The organism is Luteimonas sp. Soil_N_1 (genome assembly GCF_057656255.1).
Genome location: NZ_JBDGKS010000001.1, coordinates 136,171 through 162,733 on the forward strand (window position 1 = coordinate 136,171; position 26,563 = coordinate 162,733).

The following is a 26,563-nucleotide window of genomic DNA, read 5'->3' on the forward strand; positions in this document are numbered from 1 at the left end:
TGCTGCGTTTTCCGTTAGCGGCCCCGCAGCGGCGTCTCCGGCACGCACAGGAACCGCAGCGCATCAGGATGCCCGGCAGCGCCGGCACGCCGGTGAGGCCGCGCCTCGGGACCGTATCCACCAGACAACGGTGACGCCGCGCACGTTTCCGGCCGACCTCGGGTCTGCACCAGCTGGTGCCGCGCCGGCAGCGCGTCCAGGGTCAGCGCAGGATCCTCTCCCTGGAGCAGCCCATGAGCAATGGAAGCGACGGCGCAGGCGGCGTCGGCGGTGGTGGCAACAACGGCGCATCGGATGCCGCCTCGTCGGCCAGCGACGCCCTCGGCGCGGCCAGCGATGCACTGGGCAGCGCGGTGGATGCGGCGGTGGACACGCTCGGCGCGGCGATCAGCAATGCACTGGGCACCGCGACCGATGCACTCGGACTCGACAACGCACTCGAGGGCCTCGCCAATGCGCTGGGCATCGATGCCAGGGACCTGCAGGGCATCGTGGGCGCCGCTGTCGTCGGCATGCTCACCGGCGGCCTGCCGGGCGCGGTGATGGGGGTGGTCAACGGTCTCGTCGGGGGCAGCCTGGGCGAAGCCGCCCGCGGCGCGGTAGCCGACAACCTGCCCGCGGCGATGCAGCCGCTGGCGAACATCGCGATCGACCAGCTGACCGGGCGCATCCCGGGTGCCAACGTGTCGGTGCAGGAGGCGCTGTCCGGACTGGCCAGCGGTGCGCTGACCAATGGCCGGACCCCGGACATCGGTGACATCGGTGCGATCGCACGGTCGCTGAGCGACGTGCAGGCGGCCGCGCGCGGCGTGATGGACGGCGTTACCCGCGGCGACTTCGCCAGCGCGGCCCAGGCGGCGACCGCCATCGACGGTGCACTGGGCGGCCAGCTCGGCCAGGCCCGCGACGTCGCCAGCGGCATCGCGGGCACGCTGTCCAGCGGGCAGGGTGCCTATGCCGGCGGCGGCCACGGCCGGTTCGGCGACGCCGTCGAACAGCTCGCGGTCGACGTCACCCGGCTGGTCGCCAGCCGCCGCTGAGGCGCGTTTGCGACGCCTGGCGTGATCTGCGATCGTCGGATTTCCATCGCAACGGAGACGACGCATGCGCATTCCGGTCATCGCCGGCGCGGCCCTGCTGCTCGCGGGCTGCGGTTCCTACGAATATCGCGACAACCACGCCGCGGTCGACGCCAACCCGCTGTGCATGAGTCGACCCAGTCAGCCGGGCGAGCCGGTGTCGCGCGATTGCGAGCGCGATGCCAGCGGCCGTTGGAGCAGCCACCAGGACGGCCAGCCGGTCGACTTCAAGCGCACGCGCGACGATCGCTGATCGACGGCCTGGGCGCCCGTGGCCCGCAACGCAGAACGCCCGGCACAATGCCGGGCGTTCTGGTGTCTGCAGCTGACGGACCGGATCAGCCGCAGCGGAAGCCGGTGATCTTGCCGCTCTCGTCGAGATCGATGTTCAGGCGGTCAGGCCGGAAATCCATCGTCGCCATGTCGGTGGGACCCAGCGCGCGATGCGCCTGGGCACCCGCGTCCTGCGCCGCCTTGGCGTAGACGGTTTCGCTGCCCTGGGTGCCGATCAGGCCCTGCACCGCCTCGGTGTCGCAAGGCGTCGCGCCCGGCTCGCCGGCCGGTGCGGCGGCTTCGGGTACGTTCTCGCCGATCTCCGCCCGGGCGGTCTCGGTTTCGATGGCGGAGCCGGCACCGGTGTCGGCATCGGCCGGCGTCGCTGCAGGCTGTTCTTCCTCGAAACCTTCTTCGGGCGCAGGCGAGCAGGCCGACAGGGCCAGCAGGGGAACGAGGGCGGCTGCCAGCAGACACGGCGGCGCAACGCGGAAACGACGGGACATCGAGTGCTCCTGGATGGGGGAACCGGCCGTCACTGTAGCCAATCGACGGGGGCTGCGACCACTTGCGGCATCATGGTCCGCCCATTGCCGGACCCGCCGATGCGCCGATCGTCCCGACTGTCCGCCCTGTCCTGCACGCTGCTGCTTGCGGCCTGCCAGCTGTCGACGCCGGCCGCGCCCGAGGCCAGCGGCGCGCCCGCCGCAGCCACGACGGCACCGGAGATTCCCGGCGGTGGCATCCGGTCCGACAACCTCGCCCGGCATCTGTCGGTGCTGGCGTCCGATCAATTCGAAGGCCGTGCGCCGACCACCGAAGGCGAGCGCCTGACGGCCGATTACATCAGCACGCAGTTCGCGGAAGCAGGCCTCGAACCCGGCGGCGACGCGGGCGGCTGGACCCAGGCGGTCACGCTGGAACGCAGCGTCATCGACGGTCCGGTGACGGCGCAGCTGCACGTCGGCGGCGCCACGCGCGCGCTGGCCAATGGCGACGACATCGCGGTCGAAACCCTGCGTCCGGGCACGGGCGTCGATCTGTCGGCCACGCCGCTGGTATTCGCCGGCTATGGCATCACCGCGCCGGAACTCGACTGGGACGATTACGCCGGGCTCGATGTCGCCGGCAAGGTCGTCGTCGTGCTGATCAACGATCCGGATTTCGAGGCCGCCGAGCCCGGCCGCTTCGGTGGTCGCGCGCTGACCTGGTACGGCCGCTGGACCTACAAGTACGAAGAGGCCGCGAAGCGCGGCGCAGCCGGCGTGCTGATCGTGCACGAGACCGAGCCGGCCTCGTATCCGTGGGCGACGGTGCGCAACGGCCGCGCCGGCCCGCAGTACGACATCGTTCGCGCCGACGCGGAATCCCATCACCTGCCGATGCGCGGCTGGATCCAGCGCGGCGTGGCCGAGCAGCTGTTCGCCGACGCCGGGCTCGACTTCGATGCCGAGAAGCGTCGCGCGCAGCAGCACGGCTTCCAGGGCGGCGCGCTGGGCGATGCCACGCTCGATCTCGCATTCGCGGTCAAGCGCGACCGCGTGATCAGCCACAACGTCGTCGGCGTGCTGCCGGGCGCGTCGCGTCCCGACGAGACGGTGATCCTGTCCGGTCACTGGGACAGCTTCGGCGTGGGCGAACCCGACGACAGCGGCGACGCCATCATCAACGGCGCGGTCGACAACGCCACCGCGATCGCCTCGATGATCGAACTCGCCCGCGTCTTCGCCGCCGGCCCGCGTCCGGCGCGCACGCTGCAGTTCATCGCGCTGACGGCAGAAGAGAACGGCCTGCTCGGCGCGACCTACTACGCGGCCAATCCGTTGCGTCCGCTGGAGACCACGGCGGCGGTGCTCAACATGGAAATGTGGAGCCCGGACGGGGAGACGCACGACATCTCGTCCTGGGGCAAGGGCCGCGTGTCGCTGGAACGCGATCTCGCAACGGCGGCCGCGGTCGATGGCCGCGGCTGGTCACCGGATCCGAACCTCGAAGCCGGCCTGTTCTACCGCGCCGACCATTTCGCGTTCGCGCAGGCCGGGGTGCCGGCGATCACGATCGGCCCCGGCATGGACCAGCTCGACGGCGGCGTCGAAGGCGGCAAGGCCGCGCGCGCCGATTATTTCGCCCACCGCTACCACCAGCCCGGGGATGCATTCGACGACAGCTGGGACATGGCCGGCCCGACCGCCGACACCCGCACCGTCTACCGCCTTGCCGACGCCCTCGCCAACGGCGACGGCTGGCCGGCGTGGGATGCGGACAGCGAGTTCAATGCGCGGCGGGTGGCGAGCGATGCGGCGCGGGTGACACCCGCACGCTGAGCCGCATGCCGGACGGCGTCAGGCCGGCGGTCCCGGAGACAGGTCCGCCGCACCCGCGAACGCGTGCTGCCGCCACGCTTCGAAGACCACCACCGCGACCGCGTTCGACAGGTTGAGGCTGCGGTTGCCGGGCCGCATCGGCAGACGCAGGCGCTGGCCGTCTGGTACGCGGGCGAGGACCTCGTCCGGCAGGCCGCGGGTCTCGCTGCCGAACAGGAAGGCATCGCCCGGCGCGAACACAGGCGCATCGAAGCGGACGCTGTTGCGCGTGCTCAATGCGAACAGGCGCGCCGGCTGGATCGCCGCGAGTGCGGCATCGAGATCGTCATGGACCTGCAGCGTCGCGTACTCGTGGTAGTCGAGGCCGGCGCGGCGCAGGTTGCGGTCGTCGAGGTCGAAACCCAGCGGCCGCACCAGATGCAGCCGCGCGCCGGTGTTGGCGCACAGGCGGATCACGTTGCCGGTGTTGGGCGGAATCTCGGGCGTGTGCAGGATGACGTCGAACATGGGCCGGACCGGGCTGCGGGCCGGCCATTGTCGGTCACCAGGGCAGCGTCGCGCCGGTCCAGTCGAGGAAGCGGCCACTGTCGTCCGGCCCGAGACCGTCGATGACCTTGCGCAGGCCGGCGACCGAATCCCCGGGCACTTCGCTGGCCTGGGCGCCGCCCATGTCGGTCTGCACCCAGCCCGGATGCAGGGCGACGACGACGATGCCGCGCTCGCGCAGCGCATGCGCCAGCTGCACGGTCGCCATGTTCTGTGCGGCCTTGCTGATCGCGTAGCTCGGCGTGCCGAAGCGCCCGGTGTTGGCGATCGACCCGAGTTGCGAGGACAGGTTGGCGACACGCGCGCCGTCGACGAGCAGCGGCGCCAGCGTCTGGGTCAGCAACAGCGGGCCGGTAACGTTGGTGCGCAGGCTGTCGTCGAGCGTGTCGGCGCTCAGCGTGCCGAAGCGCTCGCCGCTGTGCAGCACGCCCGCGTTGTTGATCAGCACCGCGATGCGCGCATCGTCACCGGCGGCCAGCGGCCACTCCCGGACCAGCTCGTCGCGCGAGCGGGCGTCGCCGACATCGAGCGGCAGCACCTTCAGGTGGCCGGGGTGCTCGGCAGCGAGATTGTTGAGTGCGGTCGCCTTGCCGGGCTGGCGGCAGGTCGCCACCACCCGGGCGCCGTCGGCCAGCAGCTGACGGACGAATTCGAGGCCGAGGCCGCGGTTGGCACCGGTCACCAGGGTCCAGTCGGTCATCAGGGGTCTCCTCGAAGGCGGGCCGTCGAATCTAGCGCCCACGCCGTGACGGGTCCGGAGACCATGACCTGCGGCCCGTGCGGCGCGCCCGCGGGGCTGGCTACGATGGCGGTCTTCTTTTCCGTCCAGACCCTCGAAGGATCCACATGTCCGCAGGTCACGTCCGTTCCGCTTCCTCCGCGCGCCGCCCGCGCGCGGCCCTGCTTGCGCTGGCCACCGGCCTCGCCCTGTCCGGCATCGCTGCAGCCCCGATGGCACTGGCCGCACCGCCGGCGCAGGCCGCCGGCGTCGACATTCCGTACGAGACCTTCACCCTGCCCAACGGCCTGCGCGTGGTGGTGCATACCGACCGCAAGGCGCCGATCGTCGCGGTCAACATCTGGTACCACGTGGGCAGCAAGGACGAACCCGCCGGCCGCAGCGGCTTCGCGCACCTGTTCGAGCATCTGATGTTCCAGGCCAGCGAGAACCACGACGGCGAGTTCTTCGACCCCTTCAAGCAGGTTGGCGTGACCGACCAGAACGGCACCACCAATACCGACCGCACGAACTACTTCCAGAACGTGCCGACCACCGCGCTCGACATGGCGCTGTGGATGGAATCCGACCGCATGGGCCATCTGCTTGGCGCGGTCGACCAGGCGGCGCTCGACGAGCAGCGCGGCGTGGTGCAGAACGAGAAGCGCCAGGGCGAGAACCAGCCCTACGGCCAGGTCTGGGACAAGCTGACCCGCGCGCTGTACCCGAAGGGCCACCCGTACCACCACGGCGTCATCGGCTCGATGAACGACCTCAACGCGGCCGCGCTCGACGACGTCAAGCAGTGGTTCCGCACCTGGTACGGCCCGAACAACGCGGTGCTGGTGCTGGCCGGCGACATCGACGTGGCCACCGCGCGGGCCAAGGTCGCGCAGTACTTCGGCGACATTCCGGCCGGCCCGACGATGGCGCAGCCCGCCGTCGACGTGGCCAAGCGCAGCGCCGACACCCGCGAGACGATGGAAGACCAGGTGCCGCAGGTGCGCATCTACCGCGCGTGGAATGTGGCCGAACTGGGCACCACCGAGATCGACCATCTGCAGGTGCTCGGCAGCGTGCTCGGCGGCGCCAAGGCCTCGCGTCTCGACCGCCGCCTGCTGCACGACGACCGCCTGGTCGACAACATCAGCGCCGGCGCCTACGGCTCGCAGCTGGGTTCGAATTTCGTCGTGATGGCGACCGTGAAGCAGGGTGTGGATCCGGCGACCGTCGAAGCGGCGATCGATGAGGAACTCGAGCGCCTGATCACCGAAGGCCCGAGCGCCGAGGAACTCGAGCGCGCCAAGACCTCGTTCCGGGCCGGCTTCGTACGCGGCATCGAGCGCATCGGCGGCTTCGGCGGCAAGGCCGACGCACTGGCCGAATGCACCGTCTACGAAGGCGATCCGGGCTGCTTCCGCGACTCGCTGGCGAACGTCGCCGCGACCACCGCCGAGGACGTCAAGGCGGCCGGCGCGAAGTGGCTCGATGTCGGCAGCCACACCATCACCGTCGTGCCGGGCGCACGCACGCCGCTGGTCGAGGAGCCCGCGGTCACGCCGGCACCGTTCACCCCGCCCGCGCCGGATGCCAGGTACACGACCACGCACAGCACCGTCGACCGCAGCACCGGCGTGCCGAAGACCGCGTCGTTCCCGGAACTCAAGTTCCCGGCGCAGGAGCGCGCGACGCTGTCCAACGGCACGCAGGTGATCCTCGCGCGCCGTCCGGAGATTCCGGTCGTGCAGCTGAGCTACGAGTTCAAGGGCGGCTACACCGCCGATCTGGGCCGCACGCCGGGCACCGCGAGCTTCACGATGAACGTGCTCGACGAAGGCGCCGGCGGTCTGGGCGCGCTCGACTTCGCCGACCGCGTCGAAGCGCTGGGCGCGAGCCTCGGCGCGGGCGCGTCGCTCGACGGCAGCAACGCCTACGTCTCGGCGCTGAAGGAAAACCTCGATCCGTCGCTGGCGCTGTTCGCCGACATGCTGCGTCGCCCGAACTTCGACCAGAAGGAAATCGACCGCATCAAGGCGACGTGGATCGCCGGCATCGCGCAGGAGAAGGCGCGCCCGTCGAGCGTGGCGATGCGCGTGCTGCCGCCGCTGGTCTACGGTGCCGGTCATCCGTACGCGATTCCGTTTACCGGCAGCGGCACCGAGGACGCGATCGCCAAGCTCACGCGCGACGAGCTGGTCGCGTTCCACCGCGACTGGGTGCGTCCGGAAGGCGCGACGCTGATCGTCGTCGGCGACACCACGCTGGACGAGATCGTGCCGATGCTGGAAACGCATTTCGGCGACTGGCGTGGCACCGGCGCGGCGCCGGCGGCCATCGAAGTGGCCGAGGTCGCACGTCCGACCGCCCCGCGCGTGTTCCTGATCGACCAGCCCGGCGCGGTGCAGGCGAACATCTTCGCCGCGCAGGTGATCCCGCCGACCAACGATGCGTCGTCGACCCGTTTCGACATGGCCAACACCGTGATCGGCGGCGATTTCACCGCGCGTCTGAACATGAACCTGCGCGAGGACAAGCACTGGTCCTACGGCGCGCGCAGCTCGGCCAGCGGCACGCTGGGCCAGCGCCCGTGGATGGCGTCGGCGCCGGTGCAGATCGACAAGACTGCAGAGGCCATGGCCGAGATCCAGCGTGAGCTGACCGACTTCGCCGATGGCGACCGGCCGGCGACCGCCGCCGAACTCGCCCGCGCCCAGGCGATCCAGACCCTGAGCCTGCCCGGTGCCTACGAGACCGCGTGGTCGGTGATGTCGACGATCGGCGGCAACGTGCGCTTCGGCCGTCCGGACGACTACATGTTCCAGCGCAAGGCCGAGATCGAATCGATGACGGTGGCCGATCTGGGCGGCGTGGCGACGACGATCGATCCCAAGGCGCTTACGTGGATCGTCGTCGGCGATCTCAAGCAGATCGAGGCGCCGATCCGCGCGCTCGAGCTGGGCGAGGTGCAGGTGCTCGATGCGGACGGCCAGCCGGTCGCACGCTGACACCTGTCCAATGTCCTGCTGCGCTTGCCGGCTGGTGCGCGCAGCAGACTTGAACGGGTTCCAGGGGCGGTGATCGCCCGCTCAGCCGATGCCCGCCACAATGGCGGGCATCGCTTCTTACACCCAATCCCGGAGCATTCCGAATGCGCAAGTCCCTGGCTGTGATGCTGCTGTCCCTGTCCGCCGTCGGCTGCACCTGGGTGCACATGGCACCGGGCGCGAGCGCGGTGCGCGTGACGAGTGCGGCGCCTGCCGATTGCCAGAAACGCGGCGAGGTCGAAGTCTCCGTCAAGCACAGCATCGCGTTCGTCGAACGCAACCAGCTGCGCGTGCGCGAGGAACTCGAAACCCTCGCGCGCAACGAGGCCCCCGGCCTCAACGCCGACACGATCAGCCCGCTCGGCGAGCCGGCCGGCGGCAGCCAGCGTTTCGGCGCCTGGCAGTGCGGACGCTGACCGCGCACGTCGCGATCGATTGAGTCCTGATCTGGAAGCGCGCGCAGGCGCGCTTTCTGCATTGCGCCAGCAGGCCCGCTGATCCACTAGCATCGACCGGTCACCCGTCGAGGATCCGCCGATGCATCGTCTCGCCACCGCGCTGCTCTGCGCCTGCGCCGCTCTGCCCGTCCTGTCGCATGCGCAGGAGTCGCAACGTCCCGAAGTCGCCAGCGCCGCGACCGCGCTGCAGGCCAAACTCGTCGACTGGCGTCGCGACATCCACCAGCATCCCGAACTCGGCAACCGCGAGACGCGTACCGCGGCCAAGGTCGCCGAGCATCTGCGCAGCCTCGGCCTCGAACCGAAGACCGGCATCGCGCATACCGGCGTGACCGCCGTGCTCAAGGGCGGCCGCCCCGGCCCGAGGATCGCACTGCGCGCCGACATGGACGCGTTGCCGGTCACCGAACAGACCGGCCTTCCTTTCACGTCCACCGCGACCACCACCTACCGCGGCGAACCCACCGGCGTCATGCACGCCTGCGGCCACGATGCGCACGTCGCGATCCTGATGGGCGTGGCCGAAGCCCTGGTCGGCATGCGCGAGCAGCTGGCCGGCGAGGTGCTGTTCGTGTTCCAGCCCGCCGAGGAAGGCCCGCCCGATGATGAGGACGGCGGCGCGTCGATGATGCTGGCCGAAGGGATCTTCCGCGACTTCAAGCCCGACGCGATCTTCGGCCTGCATGTGTTCTCGACGCTGCAGGCCGGCCAGCTCGGCGTGCGCGGCGGCCCGCTGATGGCCGCGTCGGACCGTTTCAACCTCAAGGTCATCGGCCGGCAGACGCACGGCTCGCGACCTTGGGGCGGTGTCGACCCGATCGTCGCCGCGGCCGACCTGATCGGCACCGCGCAGACCATCGTGAGCCGCCGCACCAACATCTCCACGTTGCCTGCGGTCGTGAGCTTCGGCGCGATCAAGGGCGGCATCCGCTACAACATCATTCCCGATCATGTCGAGCTGGTCGGCACGATCCGCACCTTCGACGAAGCCGTGCGCAGCGACATCTTCGCCGACCTCAAGAACGTCGCCGAACACGTCGCCGCCGCGCATGGCGCCACCGTCGAGGCGCACGTGCCCGACTCCACCGGCAACCCCGTCACCGTCAACGACCCTGCCCTGACCACGCGCCTGCTGCCGAGCCTGCAGGCCGTTGCCGGCGCGGAAAACGTCGTCGAAACCCCGCTCAACATGGGCGCCGAGGATTTCGCGTACTACGCCAAGGAGGTCCCGGCGATGTTCTTCTTCGTTGGCGCGACGGCGGCAGGCAAGGACCCGGCCACTGCGCCGAGCAACCATTCGCCGCAGTTCGACCTCGACGAGTCCGCGCTGGATCTGGGACTGCGGGCGATGCTGCAGGTGAGCCTGGACTATCTGGATGCGGGCGAGGGTTGAGGGCCGCGTGCACAGCGCTGCAGGACCTTTCGCCCCCGGCATGTGCCGGGGCGGCGAACAGAAGCAGGGCACTGACGGGCTGACAGGCTGACTGCGACCCGCACGGCGCAGCACGTCCGCCGACGCCCGTCGCTCCCCCGGCGCTAAAATTCCCCCATGTCCCCCCGAACCCCCATCGCGGCCGCGCCGCCCATTCCGCTCGGCCGCGAGGTCGCCTATCCGCGTCATTACGATCCGGGTCTGCTGTTCCCGATCGCGCGCACGCTCGGGCGTGCGGAGATCGGCATCGGTGCGGCGCTGCCCTTCATCGGTCACGACCGCTGGCATGCCTACGAGCTGAGCTGGCTGGATACGCGCGGCAAGCCGGTCGTGGCGACGGCAACGATCACCGTGCCGGGCGGTTCGCCGCATCTGGTCGAGTCCAAATCGCTGAAGCTCTACCTCAACTCGCTCAACCACACGCGCTTCGACGGGGCCGATGCTGTCCGCACGCGTGTCATCGAGGACCTGTCGCGGTCCGCCGGTGCGCGGGTCGATGTCGTGTTCGGGCTGCCTGCGATGGCCGACGACGCGCACGACGGCACGTCGATCGACAGCCTCGACGTCGAGATCGGGAGTTACGGCCCGCCCGATGCTTCGCTGCTCGCGTCCGATGCCGGCGAGATCGTCGAGGAACGTCTGACCTCGGCGCTGCTGAAGTCGAACTGCCCGGTCACCGGTCAGCCCGACTGGGCCAGCCTGCACATCGCCTATCGCGGGCCGCGCATCGATCGCGCGGCGCTGCTGCGGTATCTGGTGTCGTTCCGCGACCATGCCGAGTTCCACGAGCAGTGCGTCGAACGCGTGTTCGTCGATCTGCTGGCGCGTTGCCGGCCGGAGACGCTGTCGGTCGAAGCGCGTTACACGCGCCGCGGCGGGCTGGACATCAATCCGTGGCGCGCGACGCCCGGCCATGCGGTCCCGGACCGCCTGCGCGACCCGCGACAGTGAGCCGGGACGCGTCCCGCGCGATGGATTCTTAACGCGGGGCGTGGGAGCCTGCGCCGTCGCATTCCCCCGGCCGAGGTGTGGTCATGTCGTCCTCCCGCGTACCCGATGCGCACCCGATGCGCACCTATGTCGTGCGCAAGGGCGACTCGCTGTCCGGGATCGCCGAAGCCCAGCTCGGCGCCCAGGATCGCTGGCGCGAGCTGTTCGACGCCAACCGTGACGTGCTCGACGACCCCGACTGCCTCCATGCCGGCCAGGTGCTGCAGCTGCCTGCCGCGTGACCGATTCCCGACTCCAGGAGTTTCCATGACCCGACCCGTCGTCCTGACCCTGGCCGCCGCACTTGGCGGCGTGCTGCTGCTCGCAGGCTGCAACCGTGACGCCCCCACCACGCCACCGCCGCCGGCACCGGTCGCGCCCGAGCCGCCCCCCGCACCCGAGCCACCCGCGCCTGCCACGGTGACGAGCGTCGAGCTCGGCAATGCCGTCGACGACCAGAACCGTGTCGCGACCCCGGCATCGGAGTTCGCGCCTGCCGACATCATCTATGCGTCGGTCGGCACCGACGGCGAAAGCGCTGCGAAGCTCGGCGCGCGCTGGAGCTTCGGCGAAGGGCAACTGGTCAACAGCAGCGAAGCCGACGTCGTCGCCGGTCCGCAGGTCATCGCCTTCGACATCCGCAACCCGGGTGGCTGGCCGGCCGGGACCTACAGGCTCGAGATCTCGCTCGACGGCACCACGGTGGAGACGCGCGAGTTCTCGGTGAAGTAAGTCGCAGCGCGCGTCACCGTTTCGATCACCAAACGCGGCTTCGGCCGCGTTTTTTCGTACTGCGCAGTCGCGCGCACCATGCTGTCCCGTATGTCTCCACGCAGGCACGCGCCTTCCGCGACCTGCGCAAACGCGCGACAATCGAGGGGCTGTGTCGTCCGCACGCACCGGCCCTCGCCGGCTGATCCGCGGACGCGCCGGTACGCGCGGCCACTGGATGCCGCAACGCGCGCCGGCCACGCATTTCCCCCCGCTTCCAGACGAGACACGCCCGCATGTCCGATACGCCGAAGATCCTCTACACGCTCACCGACGAAGCCCCGTACCTGGCGACGCAGTCGCTGCTGCCGATCGTCGAGGCATTCACCAAACCGGCGGGCATCGCGGTCGAAACGCGCGACATCTCGCTGGCCGGCCGCATCCTGGCCCAGTTCCCGGACGTACTGACCGACGCGCAGCAGATCGGCGACCACCTCGCCGAACTTGGCCAGCTGGCGACCACGCCCGAAGCCAACATCATCAAGCTGCCGAACATCAGTGCCTCGGTGCCGCAGCTGAAAGCTGCGATCAAGGAGCTGCAGGGCCAGGGCTTCGCGCTGCCGGATTACCCGGACGTGCCGAAGACCGACGCGGAGACCGACATCAAGGCGCGCTTCGACCGCACCAAGGGCAGCGCGGTGAACCCGGTATTGCGCGAAGGCAACTCGGACCGCCGCGCACCGAAGTCGGTGAAGGCGTTCGCGCGCAAGCATCCGCATCGCATGGGCAAGTGGTCGGGCGATTCGAAGTCGCACGTCGCGCACATGGAAGACGGTGATTTCTACGGCAGCGAACGTTCGGCGACGCTTGAAACGGCCGGCGCGCTGAAGATCGAACTCGTCGGCAGCGACGGCGCGACGACCGTGCTCAAGGACGCGGTGAAGGTGCAGGCCGGCGAGATCGTCGATGCCGCGGTGATGTCGCGCAAGGCGCTGTCGAGCTTCATCGAAGCGCAGATCGAAGACGCGAAGGCGCAGGGCGTGCTGTTCTCGCTGCACCTCAAGGCGACGATGATGAAGGTCTCCGACCCGATCATGTTCGGCATCGTCGTGCAGGCGTTCTACCGTGACGTGCTGACGAAGTACGCCGACGCGCTGGCGCAGGTCGGCTTCGATGCCAACAACGGCATCGGCGATCTGTACGCGCGCATCCAGACCCTCCCGCAGGACCAGCAGGACGCGATCCGCGCCGACATCGACGCGCTCTACGCCACGCGCCCGAAGCTTGCGATGGTCAATTCCGACAAGGGCATCACCAACCTGCACGTGCCGAGCGACGTCATCGTCGACGCTTCGATGCCGGCGATGATCCGCGACTCGGGCGGCATGTGGAACGCCGACGGCAAGCTGCAGGACGCCAAGGCCGTGATCCCGGACCGCTGCTACGCCGACGTGTTCCAGGCGGTCATCGACGACTGCAAGACCCACGGCGCACTCGATCCGACGACGATGGGCTCGGTGCCCAACGTCGGCCTGATGGCGCAGAAGGCCGAGGAATACGGCAGCCACGACAAGACCTTCCAGATCCCCGGCGACGGCACCGTGCGCGTCACCGACGGCGACGGCAATGTGGTGTTCGAGCAGGCGGTCAAGAGCGGCGACATCTGGCGCATGTGCCAGACCAAGGACGCCCCGATCCAGGACTGGGTGAAGCTCGCCGTGAACCGCGCGCGCCTGTCCGAGACGCCGGCCGTGTTCTGGCTCGACAAGAGCCGCGCGCACGACGCGCAGGTGATCGCCAAGGTCGAGACCTACCTCAAGGATCACGACACCGCCGGTCTCGACCTGCGCGTGCTGCCGCCGGTCGAAGCGACGACGTTCTCGCTCGAGCGCATCCGCAAGGGCGAAGACACGATCTCGGTCACCGGCAACGTGCTGCGCGACTACCTGACCGATCTGTTCCCGATCATGGAGCTGGGCACCAGCGCCAAGATGCTGTCGATCGTGCCGCTGATGGCCGGTGGCGGCCTGTTCGAAACCGGCGCAGGCGGCTCGGCGCCGAAGCATGTGCAGCAGTTCGTTGAAGAGAACTACCTGCGCTGGGATTCGCTGGGCGAGTTCCTTGCGCTGGCCGCATCGCTCGAACATCTCGGCAACGCCTACGACAACCCGAAGGCCAAGGTGCTGGCCGCCGCGCTCGACGTCGCCAACGGCCGCATCCTCGACGAGAACCGCTCGCCGGCGCGCAAGGTCGGCGAACTCGACAACCGCGGCAGCCACTTCTACCTCGCCCAGTACTGGGCGCAGGCCTTGGCCGACCAGATCGACGACGCCGACCTGAAGGCGACGTTCGCACCGGTGGCGAAGGCCCTGACGGACGGCGAGTCGGCGATCCTGTCCGAACTCAATGGCGCGCAAGGCAAGCCGGTGGAGATCGGTGGTTACTACCATCCGGATCTGGCAAAGGTGATCGAGGCGATGCGCCCGAGCGCCACGCTCAATGCGGCGATCGATTCGCTCAAGCAGTAAGCGTTCGCTTCAACGTGTGATCGACAGGCCCGCTTCGGCGGGCCTGTCGGGTTGTGGGTTTCGCGTTGCCGTTGCCGTTGCCGCGAGTTTCCCCCTGACGGCTCTAAGAGCCCGCTTACCCGGAGGGCGCCGCCCATGGATGGGCGGCGTTTTCCGACCGAGGCAGGATGCCGAGTCGGAAAATCCCTGTGCACTCCAAGTCGCTGGCTTCGGACGTGTCGGGGAGACGTTTTTCTTTGGTTCTGTTTCTTTTGGCGTCTACCAAAAGAAATGAACTCGGCCGCGTCAGCGGACGAAAGCATTTGATCTTCCTGCGGTGCACGCGAAAGTGCAGTGCTTTCGCTCGCCTGTCGGCGAGCGACTCACTTTTCTTTGCTGGCCCAAAGAAAAGTAAGCAAAAGAAAGGGCCTCCCCGACGGAGCACATCCGGCGCGTCATTCGTTCCGGGATTTTTCGACTCGCCATCCATGGCTCGGTCGAAAAACGCCGCACATCCCTGTGCGGCGCCCTACGGGTCTGCAATCACGTGTGCGGCGTTGAGACTCGGCAGGAGCGGAGCAACTGCACTGCACTGCACTGCACTGCAAAGCTACGGCTGCGCGGCTGGATTCGCCGGAATCGTCCACCCCTGCACCAGCGCATAGAGGATCCGCTGATCCTCCACATCCAGCGCCCCCTCCGCCAACCCCCGGAACCGCAAGCGGAACGCCCGCGACGTCGCATCGAGGTCATCAACCGGATACCCCACGACCCGCAAGGCCTGCACCACATCGAAGCCCGGCGGCGCAGGCGGCGTGCCATCGCGCGGCCATAGGCCGTAGCCGTGCTGCGCCAGACGCTTCCACGGGAAATGCACGCCGGGGTCGACCTTGCGGCCGGGCGCGAGGTCCGAGTGGCCGATGAAGTTTTCCGCCGGAATACGCCAGCGCGTCTTCAGATCGCCCAGCAACACCAGCAGGCTCTCGACCAGCGGCTCGGTGAACGGCACGCGGCCGTTGTTGTCGAGTTCGATGCCGATCGAGGCGGAGTTCACATCCGACACCGCGCCCCAGCTGCCGGCCCCGGCATGCCACGCGCGGTCGAGATCGGACACGAGTTGGTAGCGCTCGCCATCCTGGCCGATCAGGTAATGCGAACTCACGCGACCGCCGCTGTTGGCGGTGCGCAGCGTGTCGAGACTGCGCTGCACCGAGTCCTGCTCGGTGTAGTGCAGCACAACCAGCACCGGTCGACGCGCATCGTGGTTGGTCGACGGCACCCAGGTGGCGAGCGGATTGCGGGGCGCGTTGTGGGCGCAGGCGGAGAGCAGCAGGGCGACGAGCGCGGCAAGCAGAATTTTCGACATGGCCGCATTGCACCGTGCCACGCCGGGCAACGCAACCCGCACGCACAGAAAAAGCGGGCGCCGGCCTTCCCCGCCGTCGCCCGCTGGCCCCGCTTGCTTTGCCGGCGTCCGCGCGGCTGCGCGGACGCCAAGTGTCGCTTACTTCTCGTAGGCCGATTCGCCGTGCGAGACGATGTCCAGACCTTCGCGCTCTTCGTCTTCGGTCACGCGCAGACCGACGACGAGCTTGACGATCAGCATCACCACCGCGGTGACCACGGCGCACCACAGCACGGTGAACGCGACGCTGATGAACTGCACCCAGACCTGCGCGCCGATCGCGAGATCGACTTCGGTGCCGCCCAGCGACTGCGCGCTGAAGACGCCGGTCAGCAGGGCGCCGACGATGCCGCCGATGCCGTGTACGCCGAACACGTCGAGGCTGTCGTCGGCGCGCAGCAAGCGCTTGAGACCGGTGACGCCCCACACGCACAGCGCGCCTGCCGCCAGACCGATCACCAAGGCGCCCATCGGCCCCACGGTGCCCGCGGCCGGGGTGATGCCGACCAGACCCGCGATCGCACCCGAAGCCGCGCCGAGCGCCGACGGACGGCCCTTGGTGAAGGCTTCGACGATGCTCCACGCCACCACACCGGCCGAGGTGGCGACCATGGTGTTGAGCATGGCCAGCGACGCGCTGGCATCGGCGGCGAGCGCCGAGCCCGCGTTGAAGCCGAACCAGCCCACCCACAGCAGCGATGCACCGATGAAGGTGAAGGGCACGCTGTGCGGCTTGATCGCTTCCTTGCCGTAACCCAGACGCTTGCCGAGGAAGTACGCGCCCACCAGACCGGCGACACCGGCATTGATGTGCACCACCGTGCCGCCCGCGAAATCGATCACGCCCTTGTGCGCGAGGAAGCCCGCTTCACCGCTCCACACCATGTGCACCATCGGCAGGTAGGCGAACGTCACCCACAGGATGGAGAACAGCAGCACCGCCGAGAACTTGATGCGCTCGGCGAAGGAACCGACGACCAGCGCCGTGGTGATGCCGGCAAACGTCGACTGGAACACGATGAACAGGAATTCCGGCAGACCGCCTGCATCCGTCTCGGCGGTGATGCCGCGCAGGAATGCTTTTTCGGTGAACGAACCGAAGAACGCGTTGCCTTCGGTGAACGCCGCGCTGTAGCCGTAGGCCACCCACATGATGATCACCACCGAGAACACCACCAGCACCTGCATGATCACCGACAGCACGTTCTTCGAACGCACCATGCCGCCGTAGAACAGCGCCAGGCCCGGCACCACCATCAGCAGCACCAGCAGCGTGGAGGTGAGCATCCACGCCACGTTGCCGCTGTCGAACGTCACGGCTTCAGCCGTTTCCACCACCGCCACGGCGGTCTCGGCCGCCGGCAGGTCCTGCGCGAATGCGCTGCCTGCCACACCGAACAGCGCGCACGCACACAACAGCATCAGGCACAGCGCCTGCATCCGGGTCTTCCACCCGCGGGACTCGATCTTTTTCATGTCAGACATCTCCGTGGGGTCAGAGCGCGTCGGCGCCGATTTCGCCGGTGCGGATACGCAGGGCCTGTTCCAGGGCGAGGACGAACACCTTGCCGTCGCCGACCTTGCCGGTGCCCGCCGCCTTGGTGATCGCCTCGATCGCCGCCTCGAACACGTCGTCGCTGACCGCGCATTCGATCTTCAGCTTGGGCAGGAAATCGACGACGTACTCGGCGCCGCGATAGAGCTCGGTATGGCCCTTCTGTCGGCCGAAGCCCTTGACCTCGGTGACGGTCAGGCCGGTGACACCGGCTTCGCCGAGTGCCTCGCGGACCTCGTCGAGCTTGAACGGGCGGATGATCGCGATGATCAGTTTCATGTGGCTCTCCAGATGCGCGCGCGCCGCGTCAGAACGACTTGGTGACGGCGAGGGTGATGGTGTCGTCGGGACCGATCAGGTCGTTGTCGTTGAAGTTCAGTGCGATGTCGAAGCCGTTGTCGAACGACTTGCCCACACCCGCCGACCAGAACGCGTACGTCGCAGTGCCCGCGCTGCCGGCGACCCACTGCTTGCCCACGGCGCCGTTGAGCGTCCAGCTGGGGGCGAACTCCCAGCCGACGGCGACGTCGAGATTGCTGCTGCCGTCGGAGTCGGGAATGCCGAACAGATCGGTGACGGCGTACGAGTACTTGGCGCTGAGAATGTTCCAGCTCACACCGGCGTAGAGCTCGGTGGTGTCGGCCTTGTTGAAGCCGGCGGGATAGCTGCCCGGATACCAGTAGTGCACGGCGCCGACGTCGTAGCCGAAGCCGCTGTCGCCGAAATCGCCGCGGAAGCCGACATAGCCGTCGAGCTCGAGCTGGCTGGAGACGTCGGGATCGGAATCGGACAGCCAGCTGATGCTGCTGCCCCAGGTACCGACGTAGAAACCGCTTTCGTGCGCCCATTCGACACCGCCCTGCAGGGCAGGTTTTTCGTCGGTCTGGGTGACGCCGCGGAACAGGTAATCGCTGGTCAGCGTGATCGAGCCGGAGACTTCCGCGTGCGCGGCACCGGCGGACAGCAGACCTGCGCACAGCAGTGTGGCGAGTGCGTTCTTGCGTGACGACATGACAGGCTCCTCAAATGAATGGAAAGCCCTCCCCGGTCAGTGCGTACTGCGTCTGTTGTTGTTCTTTTCGCAGGCGGAACGTTCGACGTCGGCGCCCCCTGGCTGCCGTCGCCACGACCGACGCTCTATGGCGTCTGTGCGGCCGCTGTCCAATCCATCGGTTGAATCCCGGACTCCGTGCGCCTGTCGGCGGTGCCGCCCACCGTGGGGGAGGGAGGCGCCGCCGTCGGGCGGTGAAACGCAACGGGGCCGGCCAGTGGCCGACCCCGTGGAAGTGCGTCAGATCGCGTAGTACATCTGGTATTCGAGCGGGTGCGTCGCGCCGCGGAACGCGGTGACTTCCTTCATCTTCAGCGCGATGTACGCATCGATGAAGTCGTCGGAGAACACACCACCGGCCTTGAGGAAGTCGCGGTCCTTGTCGAGCGCGTCGAGTGCCTGGTCCAGCGAGTGGCACACGGTCGGGAAGTTCTTCTCTTCCTCGGGCGGCAGGTCGTAGAGATCCTTGTCGCTCGGGCCGCCCGGGTCGATCTGGTTCTTGATGCCGTCCAGACCCGCCATCATCAGCGCGGCGAAGGTCAGGTAGCCGGACTGCATCGGATCGGGGAAGCGCATTTCGATACGGCGCGCCTTCGGGTTGGCGACGTACGGAATGCGGCACGAGGCCGAGCGGTTCGACGCCGAGTAGGCCAGCATCACCGGCGCTTCGAAGCCCGGCACCAGACGCTTGTAGGAGTTGGTCGACGCATTCGAGAACGCGTTGATCGCACGGGCGTGCTTGAAGATGCCGCCGATGTACCACAGCGCGGTCTGGCTCAGACCGCCGTAGCCGTCACCGGTGAACAGGTTGGTGCCGCCCTTGGCGAGGCTCTGGTGCACGTGCATGCCGCTGCCGTTGTCGCCGACGATCGGCTTGGGCATGAAGGTCGCGGTCTTGCCGTTGCGGAAGGCGACGTTCTTGACGATGTACTTCATCGTCTGCAGTTCGTCGGCCTTGGCGACCAGCGAGTTGAAGCGCGTGCCGATCTCGCACTGGCCTGCGTTCGCGACTTCGTGGTGGTGCACTTCGACTTCGATGCCGACCTGTTCCAGCGTCTTGCACATCTCGGCGCGGATGTCGTGCAGCGAGTCGAGCGGGGCCACCGGGAAGTAGCCGCCCTTGATACCGGGACGGTAGCCGCTGTTGCCGCCTTCGTATTCCTTGGCCGAGTTCCAGTGCGCTTCTTCCGATTCGATGTGGAAGAAGGTGTGGCCCATCTCGTTCGAATAACGCACCGAATCGAAGATGAAGAACTCGGGCTCGGGGCCGAAGAACGCCTGGTCGGCGATGCCGCTGGACTTCAGGAACGCCTCGGCCTGCTTGGCGATGCCGCGCGGGTCGCGCTCATACGACTGCATCGTGGTCGGGTCGAGGATGTCGCAGGTCAGCACCAGCGTCGGATCGGCGGTGAAGGGATCGACGAACGCGGTGGACGCGTCGGGCAGCAGCACCATGTCGGAATTCTGGATGCCCTTCCAGCCGCTGATCGACGAGCCGTCGAACATCTTGCCGTCCTCGAACAGGCCGGGTTCGATGATCGACTTCGGGAACGTGACGTGATGCTGCACGCCGCGCATATCGGTGAACCGCAGATCGATGAACTCGATCTTGTGGTCCTTGATCAGCTTTTCGAGATTTTCGGTGGACATCGGAACGACCGCCTTGCGTGTTGATTGTGTCCTGGATAACGCAATGGCCGTGCCAACTCCTCAGGCTCAATCGAATCAATCATTTACACATTCCGCACTGCCCGGCGGAACCAATTCACCTACGTGATTGGTGCGTTATCCCTACAGATGCACCTTGTTGGTGCGTCAACTCGGCAGCGGCAGGCCGCGGTCGGCCTTGACGGTGCGCAGTACGAAGCTCGAGTTCACGTCGTCGACCGCGGGCTGGTTGAGCAGGCGGTCGAGCAGGAAGCGCGAGAAGTGTTCGAGGTCGCGCACGACGACCTGCAGCAGGTAATCCATGTCGCCGGTCAGCGCGTGGCAGGCCACCACTTCTTCCCAGCCGTTGACCAGCGCGGCAAAGCCGGCGACCGCGGCGCTGTCGTGGTGCTTGAGCTGCACGCGCACGAACGCCTGCAGGCCGAGGCCCAGGCGCTCGGCGCTGACGTCGGCGCGATAGCCGGCGATCACCCCGTCACGTTCCAGCCGCTGCACCCGCCGCAGGCAGGCCGAGGGCGACAGATGGATGCGTTCGGCAAGGTCGGCATTGGTCAGGCGACCGTTGCGCTGCAACTCGGCCAGCAGCAGCAGGTCGGTGCGATCGAGATCGGCGGCAGCCATGATCATTGTCCTGAATTGCGTATCGACGCAGGATTATTGCGCGTATGCGGCGTGGACGCGCAATGACGCAAGCCTGTTGCGGCGAAACGGCGCTATCGTCGTGGATCTGATGAATTCCACCGGAGTCGCCATGTCCGCCCAGCCGTCGAACGCCCCGCGCCGCGTCGAGAACCTGCACACCGACAAGGGCAAGGTGCCGGTCTATGCCACCGGCATCGTCGAGCAGCCGTGGGACACCTACAGCGCCGACGACCACGCGACCTGGGCCACGCTCTATGCCCGCCAGCGCGAACTGCTGGTCGGCCGCGCCTGCGACGAATTCCTGCAGGCGCAGGACGCGATGGGCATGACGCCAGACGCGATTCCGAAATTCACCGAGCTCAATGCGGTGCTGGAAGCCGCGACCGGCTGGACGCTGCTCGGCGTCGAAGGCCTGCTGCCGGAACTCGATTTCTTCGACCACCTCGCCAATCGTCGTTTCCCGGTGACGTGGTGGATCCGTCGCCCGGACCAGATCGACTACATCGAGGAACCCGACCTCTTCCACGATCTGTTCGGCCACGTGCCGCTGCTGATGAATCCGGTGTTCGCCGATTACATGGAGGCTTACGGCAAGGGCGGCGTCAAAGCGCATGGCATTGGCCCGGACGCGCTGCAGAACCTGACGCGGCTGTACTGGTACACGGTCGAGTTCGGCCTGATCCAGCAGGCCGATGGCCTGCGCATCTTCGGCGCCGGCATCGTGTCGTCGAAGGGCGAATCGATCTACTCGCTGGAGTCCGACGCGCCCAACCGCATCGGCTTCGACCTCGAACGCATCATGCGCACGCGCTACCGCATCGACACCTACCAGAAGACCTATTTCGTCATCGACAGCTTCGAACAGCTGATGGACGCGACCGGCCCGGACTTCACTCCGATCTATGCGCGCCTGGCGCAGCAGGACACGGTAGGCGCAGGCACGGTGCGCGACGAGGATCGCGTGTTCCATCGCGGCACGGGCGAGGGATGGACGGCGGGTGGCGATGTCTGAAGGTGCGGGTCGGCGTTCGCGCTGACCCGTTTCCTTGCGTCGCGTGGCGTGCGCACGCGACGCCGACTCCTCACCGGTTCCACGTCCACTGCGCGCCGAACATCAGCCCACGTCCCGGGCCCGGCTCGTAGAACCGGCCATTGCCCTCGTTGACGATCACCGAGCCGATGTAGGCCTGATCGAGCACGTTGTCGATGCGCACGAAGGTCCGCAACTCGCCGGCATCGAAACGCCAGCGGCGTGCGCCTTCCAAGTGCACGAGGGCGTAGCCGGCCGCGCGCCCGGTCGCGAGATCGTCGACGACGACATCACCCACGCCGACACCTTCGATCGCCGCACTCCACGGCCCGCCGGTCCAGTCGAGACGTGCGAACAGCTGCCGCGCCGGCACACCCGGAATGCGCGCGCCTGCGGCGACCGGTGTTGACGGCACGGTGCAGCCGGCCCCGGTGCAGACAAGGTAATCGTCGCGGAAGGTCGCATCGAGCCAGGTCGCCGCCACGCTCAGATCGAGCGATTCGCCCAGCGGCTGGCGCAGCGACAGCTCCGCGCCCTGGCGACGTGCGCGGCCGATGTTCTGGAAGCTGCTGCGGCCGCCGACATTGCGCGCGACCGCAAGCTCGTCGTCGGTCTCGGCGCGGAACAGCGCCGCGTTGAGCGTGGTGCCCGACCGCGCGCGCCACTTGGTGCCCAGCTCGAGGTTGTCGCTGATCGCCGGCGCCAGATCGAACGCGAAGCCCGCGCCGCCGTCGGCGCGGTAGCCGAGTTCGTTGAAGGTAGGCGTCTCGAAGCCACGACCGGCCGACAGGTACACGCGCAGGTCGTCATGCGGCGCGAACGTGATGCCGGCGACCGGCGAGGTCTGACGGAACGCGACGCGGCCGCTGTCGTCGGGATTGGTCGCGGTGATGTAGGCATCGCGCGAGGTGAACTCGACTTCGCTGTGGCGCACGCCGGCCAGCAGCGACCAGCGCGGTGCGAAGGCCCAGTAGGCCTGCGCGAACTGGTCGCGGTTCTCGACGGTATTGCGCTCGTCGCGGCGCAGCCGGCCGCGTACGCCGAGCGTGTCGCCAACGAAGTTCTCGAAACCCTGCCGGTCCTGCCGCTGGCGATCGGCATTCGCACCCACGGTGAGTTCCAGCGGACGTCCGGCGAGTGCGCCTTCCCAACTCCAGCGCAGATCGAGCCCGCCATAGCGGTTGTCGAGATCGATGACGCCGCCCGAGTTCAGCGGATTGGCCTGCGCCGCGGCCGGAATCGGCAGGTACTGCACCACGGCGCGTTCGCCGCCGTAGGCCATCGCGCGCAGCGTCTGCGCGTCGCCGATGCCGTGTTCGTACACCGCGCCGGCCTGGGTCTGGCGCACGGTCTTGCGCGTGTCGAACTGGTTCGCGACCGCGGCGACCTGGCGGGGGTTTTCGCGCACCTGCGCCGCGGTCAGGCCGAGCGGATCCTGCGCGTCGATGTCGACATGGTTGACGACGAGATCGAGCCGGCGCCGGTCGCCGAAATCGAAGCGCAGCTTGGCGTTCGCCGAATCGCGGCTCGCGGCGCTGTGATCGCGCCAGCCGTCGGTATCGAACCGCGACAGCGCGAAGTTGTAGCCGACCGCATCGGTACCGCCGCGCAGCTGCGTCGACAGGCTCGTCGTGTTGTCGCGCCCCTGGCTGGCCTTGAAGCGCCAGGGATCGCCGGACTGTCCATCGCCGCTCCACAGCTGCACGACGCCGCCGGAAGAATTGCCGTACAGCGCCGAGAACGGGCCGCGCATGATTTCGATGCGGTCGCCGCCGACGAGGCTGAAATGCGACAGCTGGCCCTGGCCGTCGGGCATCGACGCCGGAATGCCGTCGGCGAACAGGCGCACACCGCGCACGCCGAACGTGGAACGCGCGCCGAAGCCGCGGATCGACAGCTGCGTGTCCTGCGCGTGGTTCTGCCGATCGCGCGCGAGCAGGCCCGGGACGCCCGACAGCGGTTCGGAGGCGACGGTGCCGGCGCGGTTGCTGTGCGCATCGTCGAGGCGGATCGCATCGACGGAGGCCGGCGTATCGAAATCGCTGACGCCGCGCAGGCGCGTCGCATCGACGCGCACGCGTTCGAGCGTGGTGGGGGCATCGTCCGTCGCCTGCGCCTGCGCGAAGCCGGGCGAAAGCACGATCAGCGACAGCGCGGACGCGAGCACGGTGGGGGCCGCGCGCATCAACCGAACACCAGCTTGCCGCGCATCACGTTCCAGTGGCCGGGGAACGAGCAGAAGAAGGTGTAGTCGCCGCCGCGCGTGAGGCCCGCGGTCGGGAAGGTGATCGTGGTCGTCTCGCCGCCGCCGATGACTTTGGTGTGCGCGATTACGCGCTTGTCGCCGGGCGGGAGATAGCTGTGCGCGAGGCTGCCGCGGCCACCGGCGATCGCGACCGGGCGGTAATCGGCAGTGCGGGTCAGCACCCAGTTGTGGCCCATTGCCGCGGCCATCTGGCGGCCGGTGTGGCGCAGGGTGAGGCGCACCTGCGTGCAGTCGGCGGCGACACGCAGCTCGCTTCTGTCGAAACGCATCGCATCACTGCTGCCGATCGTCAGGTCGCAGGTCCGCGCAAGTGCGCCTGTGGCGGGAATCAAGAGCAGCAGCGCGAGCGCGCCGCGCAAAGCGCGGTTCGACATGACATCTCCGGGGAAAAAACGGGTCTGCGATGCGACGCATCGCGTTGCGCATTGTCGCAAAGGCAGGCGTGAACGGCCCGGGACGGAATGTCGCAGTGCATGCGCGCGGCGTCGACCTGATGTCATGCACCTGCGAGCCGCAGCGCGTGCAGGCGCGTCAGATCACCTGCAACGTGATCGCCTTCAGCACCGCACGCGTGCGGTCGCGGGTGCCGAGCTTTTCGAGGATCGCCGACACGTAGTTCTTCACCGTGCCTTCGGCGAGGAACAGGCTGCGCGCGATCTCCTTGTTGGAGTAGCCGCCTGCGAGCAGTCGCAGGATCGCGACCTCGCGCTCGGTGAAGGTCTCGCGCGGGGCGTTGTCGTCGTGGAAGCGGTAACGCGCGCGGACCGGTTCAGTGCTGACCGGTTGCAGCAGGGTTTCGCCCGCCGCCACGCGCGCGATCGCGTCGCGCAGATCTTCGGGCGCCGCGTCCTTGAGCAGGAAGCCCTGCGCGCCGGCATCTGTGGCGCGCAGCAGCAGGTCGCTGTCGTCGAAGGTGGTCAGCAGCAGCACCGGTGTCGTGTCGCCACGGGCGCGCAGCGCGGTCAGGGCTTCGATGCCGTCTAGGCCGGGCATGCGGATGTCGCTGAGAATCACGTCGACCGGATGCGATGCGAGCTGCTCGAGCAGCGTCGTGCCCGAGTCGGCCTCGAACACGATCACGATGCCGTGGCGTTCGAGCAGCGCGCGCAGGCCGGCGCGGACCAGCGCCTGATCGTCTGCGAGCGCCGCGCGCACCGGCGTCGCGCTCATGCCGGCAGCTCCGCATCGATGCGCATCGCGCCACTCGGATTGCGCGCAAGACGCACGCGGCCCTGCAATGCGGCGAGGCGTTCGCGCATGCCGGCAATGCCATTGCCTTCGCGCCAGCCGTCGTGCATGCGACCGTCGTCTTCGATGGTCACGTGCAACAGCGCGCCCTCACGATGCAGGGCCACATCAAGCGTGTCCGCATCGGCGTGTTTCGCGGCATTGGTCAACGCTTCCTGCACCAGCCGCAACACGGCTTCGGCGATCGCGGGATCGGACACGCGCACATCGTCGGCGATGCTGAGCCGCAATCGAGGGCGCGGCAACGGCGCGGCGAGTGCACGCAAAGCCGTTGCCAGATCAAGACCGCCGCTGTCGCGCAGCGCCTGCACCACGTTGCGGATGTCGCCGAGCAGTTCGCCCGACAGCTGTTCGGCGATGCGCAGTTGCGGGTTGTCGGCGAACGCCGGTTCGTCGGCCAGCGCGCGCAGGTTGAGGCGCATCGCGGTGAGCTTGTGGCCGGCGACATCGTGCAGTTCGCGCGCGACGCGCAGGCGTTCCGCGTCGCGTGCGCTGTCGGCGAGCAGCGCGCGCGTGGCCAGCAGATCGGCGTTGACGCGCGAGAGTGCATCGCGTGCCCGCTCCGCACTGCGGGCGTAGTGCATGCACAGCGCCGCGAACACCTGGAAGCTGGCGAAGATCACCACCGACAACAGCGGCGCGCCGAAACCGCCGATGTACTTGAGGATCAGGTAGTAGACGATGTCGGCCGCGAGCGCCGCGAGGATCGCCACGCGCGGCGACCAGTCGGAGAACGCGACCGCGATCCAGATCACCAGCAGCACCGGCGCGGTGCCGGGCCTGGGATCGAGCGCGATCAGCAGCAGCGCGATCACCGGCAGCGTTGCGATCACCACATGCTCGATGCGCCGCAGCCGCGGCGGCCACAGCGACAGCGACAGGAAGCCCACCGCGAACAGACCGAGCAGCAGCCACGCCGTCGCCTGTCGCGCGGGATCGTAGTAACGCAGCGAGAACGCGACCGCGCCGAGCGTCAGCAACGCGGCAAGATTGAGCGGCTCGAACAGGCGGCGGGTCGTGTGCATGGCGCCATGCTGCAAGCCGTTGCCGGTGGCGGCAATGGGCGCGCTGCAGAAAGTGACTTCCGGCACTGCGGATCGATGACCACCGGCAGCTGGCAGCGCCCGGCCGCGCGCCGAGACTGAGGCCACGCCCACCGAGGACATCGTCATGCGCCGCATTCCCGCTTCCTTCGCCGCCCCCTTCGCTGTGCTCGCCGTTGCGGCCGCACTCGCCGCGCCGGTGCAGGCGGCCGATCTCGACGTGGCCATCCGCGAGGCACGCAGCCAAGGCGGACAGTTCCAGGTCGCGCTGGTCGATGCTGCGGGCTATGCCGGCAGTGCCGCACCGATCGCCGCGCGTCTGCTGGCACCGGCGGGCGACGTCACCCACGTGCGCTTCGACGGCGTGCCGGCCGGCCGCTACGCGCTGATGGTGATCCACGACGAGAACGGCAACGGCACGCTCGACACCAACCTGGTCGGCATGCCGGTCGAGGGCTACGGCTTCAGCAACAACCCGCGGGTGATGCGCAAGCCGACGTTCGATGAAGCGGCATTCGATGTCAGCGCCGATGCGCTGGCGCTCGACATCGCGATCCGTTGATCCGCGTTCGC

25 protein-coding genes are annotated in these 26,563 nt (G+C 68.3%); 12 read left to right on the plus strand and 13 right to left on the minus strand.

The genetic code is table 11. From position 1 onward, the window contains the following. Positions 1 to 233: 233 nt before the first annotated feature. Together AC3A4E_RS00705 and AC3A4E_RS00710 are read left to right on the plus strand one after the other, a co-directional pair. Positions 234 to 1,040, plus strand: coding sequence for a hypothetical protein (locus AC3A4E_RS00705; RefSeq protein WP_487629666.1), 807 nt, complete (start codon positions 234 to 236; stop codon positions 1,038 to 1,040). Positions 1,041 to 1,104: 64 nt separating this feature from the next. Then, positions 1,105 to 1,332, plus strand: a complete 228-nt coding sequence (locus AC3A4E_RS00710; protein ID WP_487629667.1) for a hypothetical protein — start codon at positions 1,105 to 1,107, stop codon at positions 1,330 to 1,332. Between the two features lie 85 nt (positions 1,333 to 1,417). Here the strand turns inward: AC3A4E_RS00710 and AC3A4E_RS00715 are convergent, their stop codons facing one another. Beyond that, positions 1,418 to 1,858, minus strand: a complete 441-nt coding sequence (locus AC3A4E_RS00715) for an I78 family peptidase inhibitor (RefSeq protein ID WP_487629668.1) — start codon at positions 1,856 to 1,858, stop codon at positions 1,418 to 1,420. 99 nt (positions 1,859 to 1,957) lie between these two features. Here AC3A4E_RS00715 and AC3A4E_RS00720 point away from each other — a divergent pair, with 99 nt between their 5' ends. Beyond that, positions 1,958 to 3,676, plus strand: coding sequence for a M28 family metallopeptidase (locus AC3A4E_RS00720; RefSeq protein WP_487629669.1), 1,719 nt, complete (start codon positions 1,958 to 1,960; stop codon positions 3,674 to 3,676). An 18-nt stretch (positions 3,677 to 3,694) separates the two neighbouring features. On the opposite strand, the gene AC3A4E_RS00725 is transcribed toward AC3A4E_RS00720, so the two are convergent. Both AC3A4E_RS00725 and AC3A4E_RS00730 read right to left on the minus strand, forming a co-directional pair. Next, entirely contained in the window at positions 3,695 to 4,183 is a 489-nt protein-coding gene (locus tag AC3A4E_RS00725; RefSeq protein ID WP_487629670.1) for a tRNA (cytidine(34)-2'-O)-methyltransferase, read from the minus strand. Between the two features lie 34 nt (positions 4,184 to 4,217). After that, a complete protein-coding gene (locus AC3A4E_RS00730; RefSeq protein ID WP_487629671.1) occupies positions 4,218 to 4,922 on the minus strand; it encodes an SDR family oxidoreductase in 705 nt (234 codons plus the stop codon). A 146-nt stretch (positions 4,923 to 5,068) separates the two neighbouring features. Here AC3A4E_RS00730 and AC3A4E_RS00735 point away from each other — a divergent pair, with 146 nt between their 5' ends. The 7 genes from AC3A4E_RS00735 (at position 5,069) to AC3A4E_RS00765 (ending at position 14,103) form a co-directional block, all read left to right on the plus strand. Beyond that, the gene (locus AC3A4E_RS00735; protein WP_487629672.1) at positions 5,069 to 7,945 is read left to right on the plus strand and encodes a M16 family metallopeptidase; all 2,877 of its coding nucleotides are present in this window, start codon (positions 5,069 to 5,071) and stop codon (positions 7,943 to 7,945) included. Positions 7,946 to 8,088: 143 nt separating this feature from the next. Continuing rightward, on the plus strand, positions 8,089 to 8,400 hold the full coding sequence (locus AC3A4E_RS00740) for a DUF4156 domain-containing protein (protein ID WP_310236724.1): 312 nt from the start codon (positions 8,089 to 8,091) through the stop codon (positions 8,398 to 8,400). Positions 8,401 to 8,521: 121 nt separating this feature from the next. Continuing rightward, positions 8,522 to 9,835: a M20 family metallopeptidase gene (locus tag AC3A4E_RS00745; RefSeq protein WP_487629673.1), complete on the plus strand. Its 1,314-nt coding sequence runs from the start codon at positions 8,522 to 8,524 to the stop codon at positions 9,833 to 9,835. Positions 9,836 to 9,991: 156 nt separating this feature from the next. After that, complete coding sequence (gene queF, locus AC3A4E_RS00750) at positions 9,992 to 10,825, plus strand: NADPH-dependent 7-cyano-7-deazaguanine reductase QueF (RefSeq protein ID WP_487629674.1); 834 nt, start codon at positions 9,992 to 9,994, stop codon at positions 10,823 to 10,825. A gap of 83 nt (positions 10,826 to 10,908) precedes the next feature. Continuing rightward, positions 10,909 to 11,106 carry a LysM peptidoglycan-binding domain-containing protein gene (locus AC3A4E_RS00755; RefSeq protein ID WP_487629675.1) on the plus strand — a complete coding sequence of 66 codons (198 nt, stop codon included), beginning with the start codon at positions 10,909 to 10,911 and terminating at the stop codon, positions 11,104 to 11,106. A gap of 25 nt (positions 11,107 to 11,131) precedes the next feature. Next, a complete protein-coding gene (locus tag AC3A4E_RS00760) occupies positions 11,132 to 11,596 on the plus strand; it encodes a hypothetical protein (protein ID WP_487629676.1) in 465 nt (154 codons plus the stop codon). Positions 11,597 to 11,871: 275 nt separating this feature from the next. Further along, entirely contained in the window at positions 11,872 to 14,103 is a 2,232-nt protein-coding gene (locus tag AC3A4E_RS00765; protein WP_487629677.1) for an NADP-dependent isocitrate dehydrogenase, read from the plus strand. 589 nt (positions 14,104 to 14,692) lie between these two features. Here AC3A4E_RS00765 and AC3A4E_RS00770 read toward each other — a convergent pair. The 6 genes from AC3A4E_RS00770 to AC3A4E_RS00795 form a co-directional block, all read right to left on the minus strand. Then, complete coding sequence (locus tag AC3A4E_RS00770; RefSeq protein ID WP_487629678.1) at positions 14,693 to 15,448, minus strand: N-acetylmuramoyl-L-alanine amidase; 756 nt, start codon at positions 15,446 to 15,448, stop codon at positions 14,693 to 14,695. 138 nt (positions 15,449 to 15,586) lie between these two features. Then, the gene (locus tag AC3A4E_RS00775) at positions 15,587 to 16,963 is read right to left on the minus strand and encodes an ammonium transporter (protein WP_487629679.1); all 1,377 of its coding nucleotides are present in this window, start codon (positions 16,961 to 16,963) and stop codon (positions 15,587 to 15,589) included. Between the two features lie 19 nt (positions 16,964 to 16,982). Further along, the gene (locus tag AC3A4E_RS00780; protein ID WP_159681228.1) at positions 16,983 to 17,321 is read right to left on the minus strand and encodes a P-II family nitrogen regulator; all 339 of its coding nucleotides are present in this window, start codon (positions 17,319 to 17,321) and stop codon (positions 16,983 to 16,985) included. Between the two features lie 28 nt (positions 17,322 to 17,349). Continuing rightward, complete coding sequence (locus AC3A4E_RS00785; RefSeq protein ID WP_487629680.1) at positions 17,350 to 18,054, minus strand: TorF family putative porin; 705 nt, start codon at positions 18,052 to 18,054, stop codon at positions 17,350 to 17,352. Positions 18,055 to 18,333: 279 nt separating this feature from the next. Further along, positions 18,334 to 19,743: a type I glutamate--ammonia ligase gene (gene glnA / locus AC3A4E_RS00790; protein ID WP_487627284.1), complete on the minus strand. Its 1,410-nt coding sequence runs from the start codon at positions 19,741 to 19,743 to the stop codon at positions 18,334 to 18,336. A 165-nt stretch (positions 19,744 to 19,908) separates the two neighbouring features. Then, positions 19,909 to 20,382, minus strand: a complete 474-nt coding sequence (locus AC3A4E_RS00795) for an Lrp/AsnC family transcriptional regulator (protein WP_487629681.1) — start codon at positions 20,380 to 20,382, stop codon at positions 19,909 to 19,911. A 130-nt stretch (positions 20,383 to 20,512) separates the two neighbouring features. On the opposite strand from AC3A4E_RS00795, the gene phhA reads away from it, so the two are divergent. After that, complete coding sequence (gene phhA, locus AC3A4E_RS00800) at positions 20,513 to 21,415, plus strand: phenylalanine 4-monooxygenase (protein WP_487629682.1); 903 nt, start codon at positions 20,513 to 20,515, stop codon at positions 21,413 to 21,415. Between the two features lie 70 nt (positions 21,416 to 21,485). On the opposite strand, the gene AC3A4E_RS00805 is transcribed toward phhA, so the two are convergent. The 4 genes from AC3A4E_RS00805 to AC3A4E_RS00820 form a co-directional block, all read right to left on the minus strand. Beyond that, on the minus strand, positions 21,486 to 23,618 hold the full coding sequence (locus AC3A4E_RS00805; protein WP_487629683.1) for a TonB-dependent receptor family protein: 2,133 nt from the start codon (positions 23,616 to 23,618) through the stop codon (positions 21,486 to 21,488). Continuing rightward, positions 23,618 to 24,073, minus strand: a complete 456-nt coding sequence (gene azu / locus AC3A4E_RS00810; RefSeq protein WP_487629684.1) for an azurin — start codon at positions 24,071 to 24,073, stop codon at positions 23,618 to 23,620. Before azu ends, AC3A4E_RS00805 begins: the two co-directional genes overlap by 1 nt. Before the next feature lie 157 nt (positions 24,074 to 24,230). Beyond that, positions 24,231 to 24,869: a response regulator gene (locus AC3A4E_RS00815; RefSeq protein WP_487629685.1), complete on the minus strand. Its 639-nt coding sequence runs from the start codon at positions 24,867 to 24,869 to the stop codon at positions 24,231 to 24,233. Then, positions 24,866 to 26,068 carry a sensor histidine kinase gene (locus AC3A4E_RS00820; RefSeq protein WP_487631981.1) on the minus strand — a complete coding sequence of 401 codons (1,203 nt, stop codon included), beginning with the start codon at positions 26,066 to 26,068 and terminating at the stop codon, positions 24,866 to 24,868. Before AC3A4E_RS00820 ends, AC3A4E_RS00815 begins: the two co-directional genes overlap by 4 nt. 49 nt (positions 26,069 to 26,117) lie before the next feature. Here AC3A4E_RS00820 and AC3A4E_RS00825 point away from each other — a divergent pair, with 49 nt between their 5' ends. Continuing rightward, positions 26,118 to 26,552, plus strand: coding sequence for a DUF2141 domain-containing protein (locus AC3A4E_RS00825; RefSeq protein ID WP_487629686.1), 435 nt, complete (start codon positions 26,118 to 26,120; stop codon positions 26,550 to 26,552). The last annotated feature ends 11 nt before the right edge of the window (positions 26,553 to 26,563 follow it).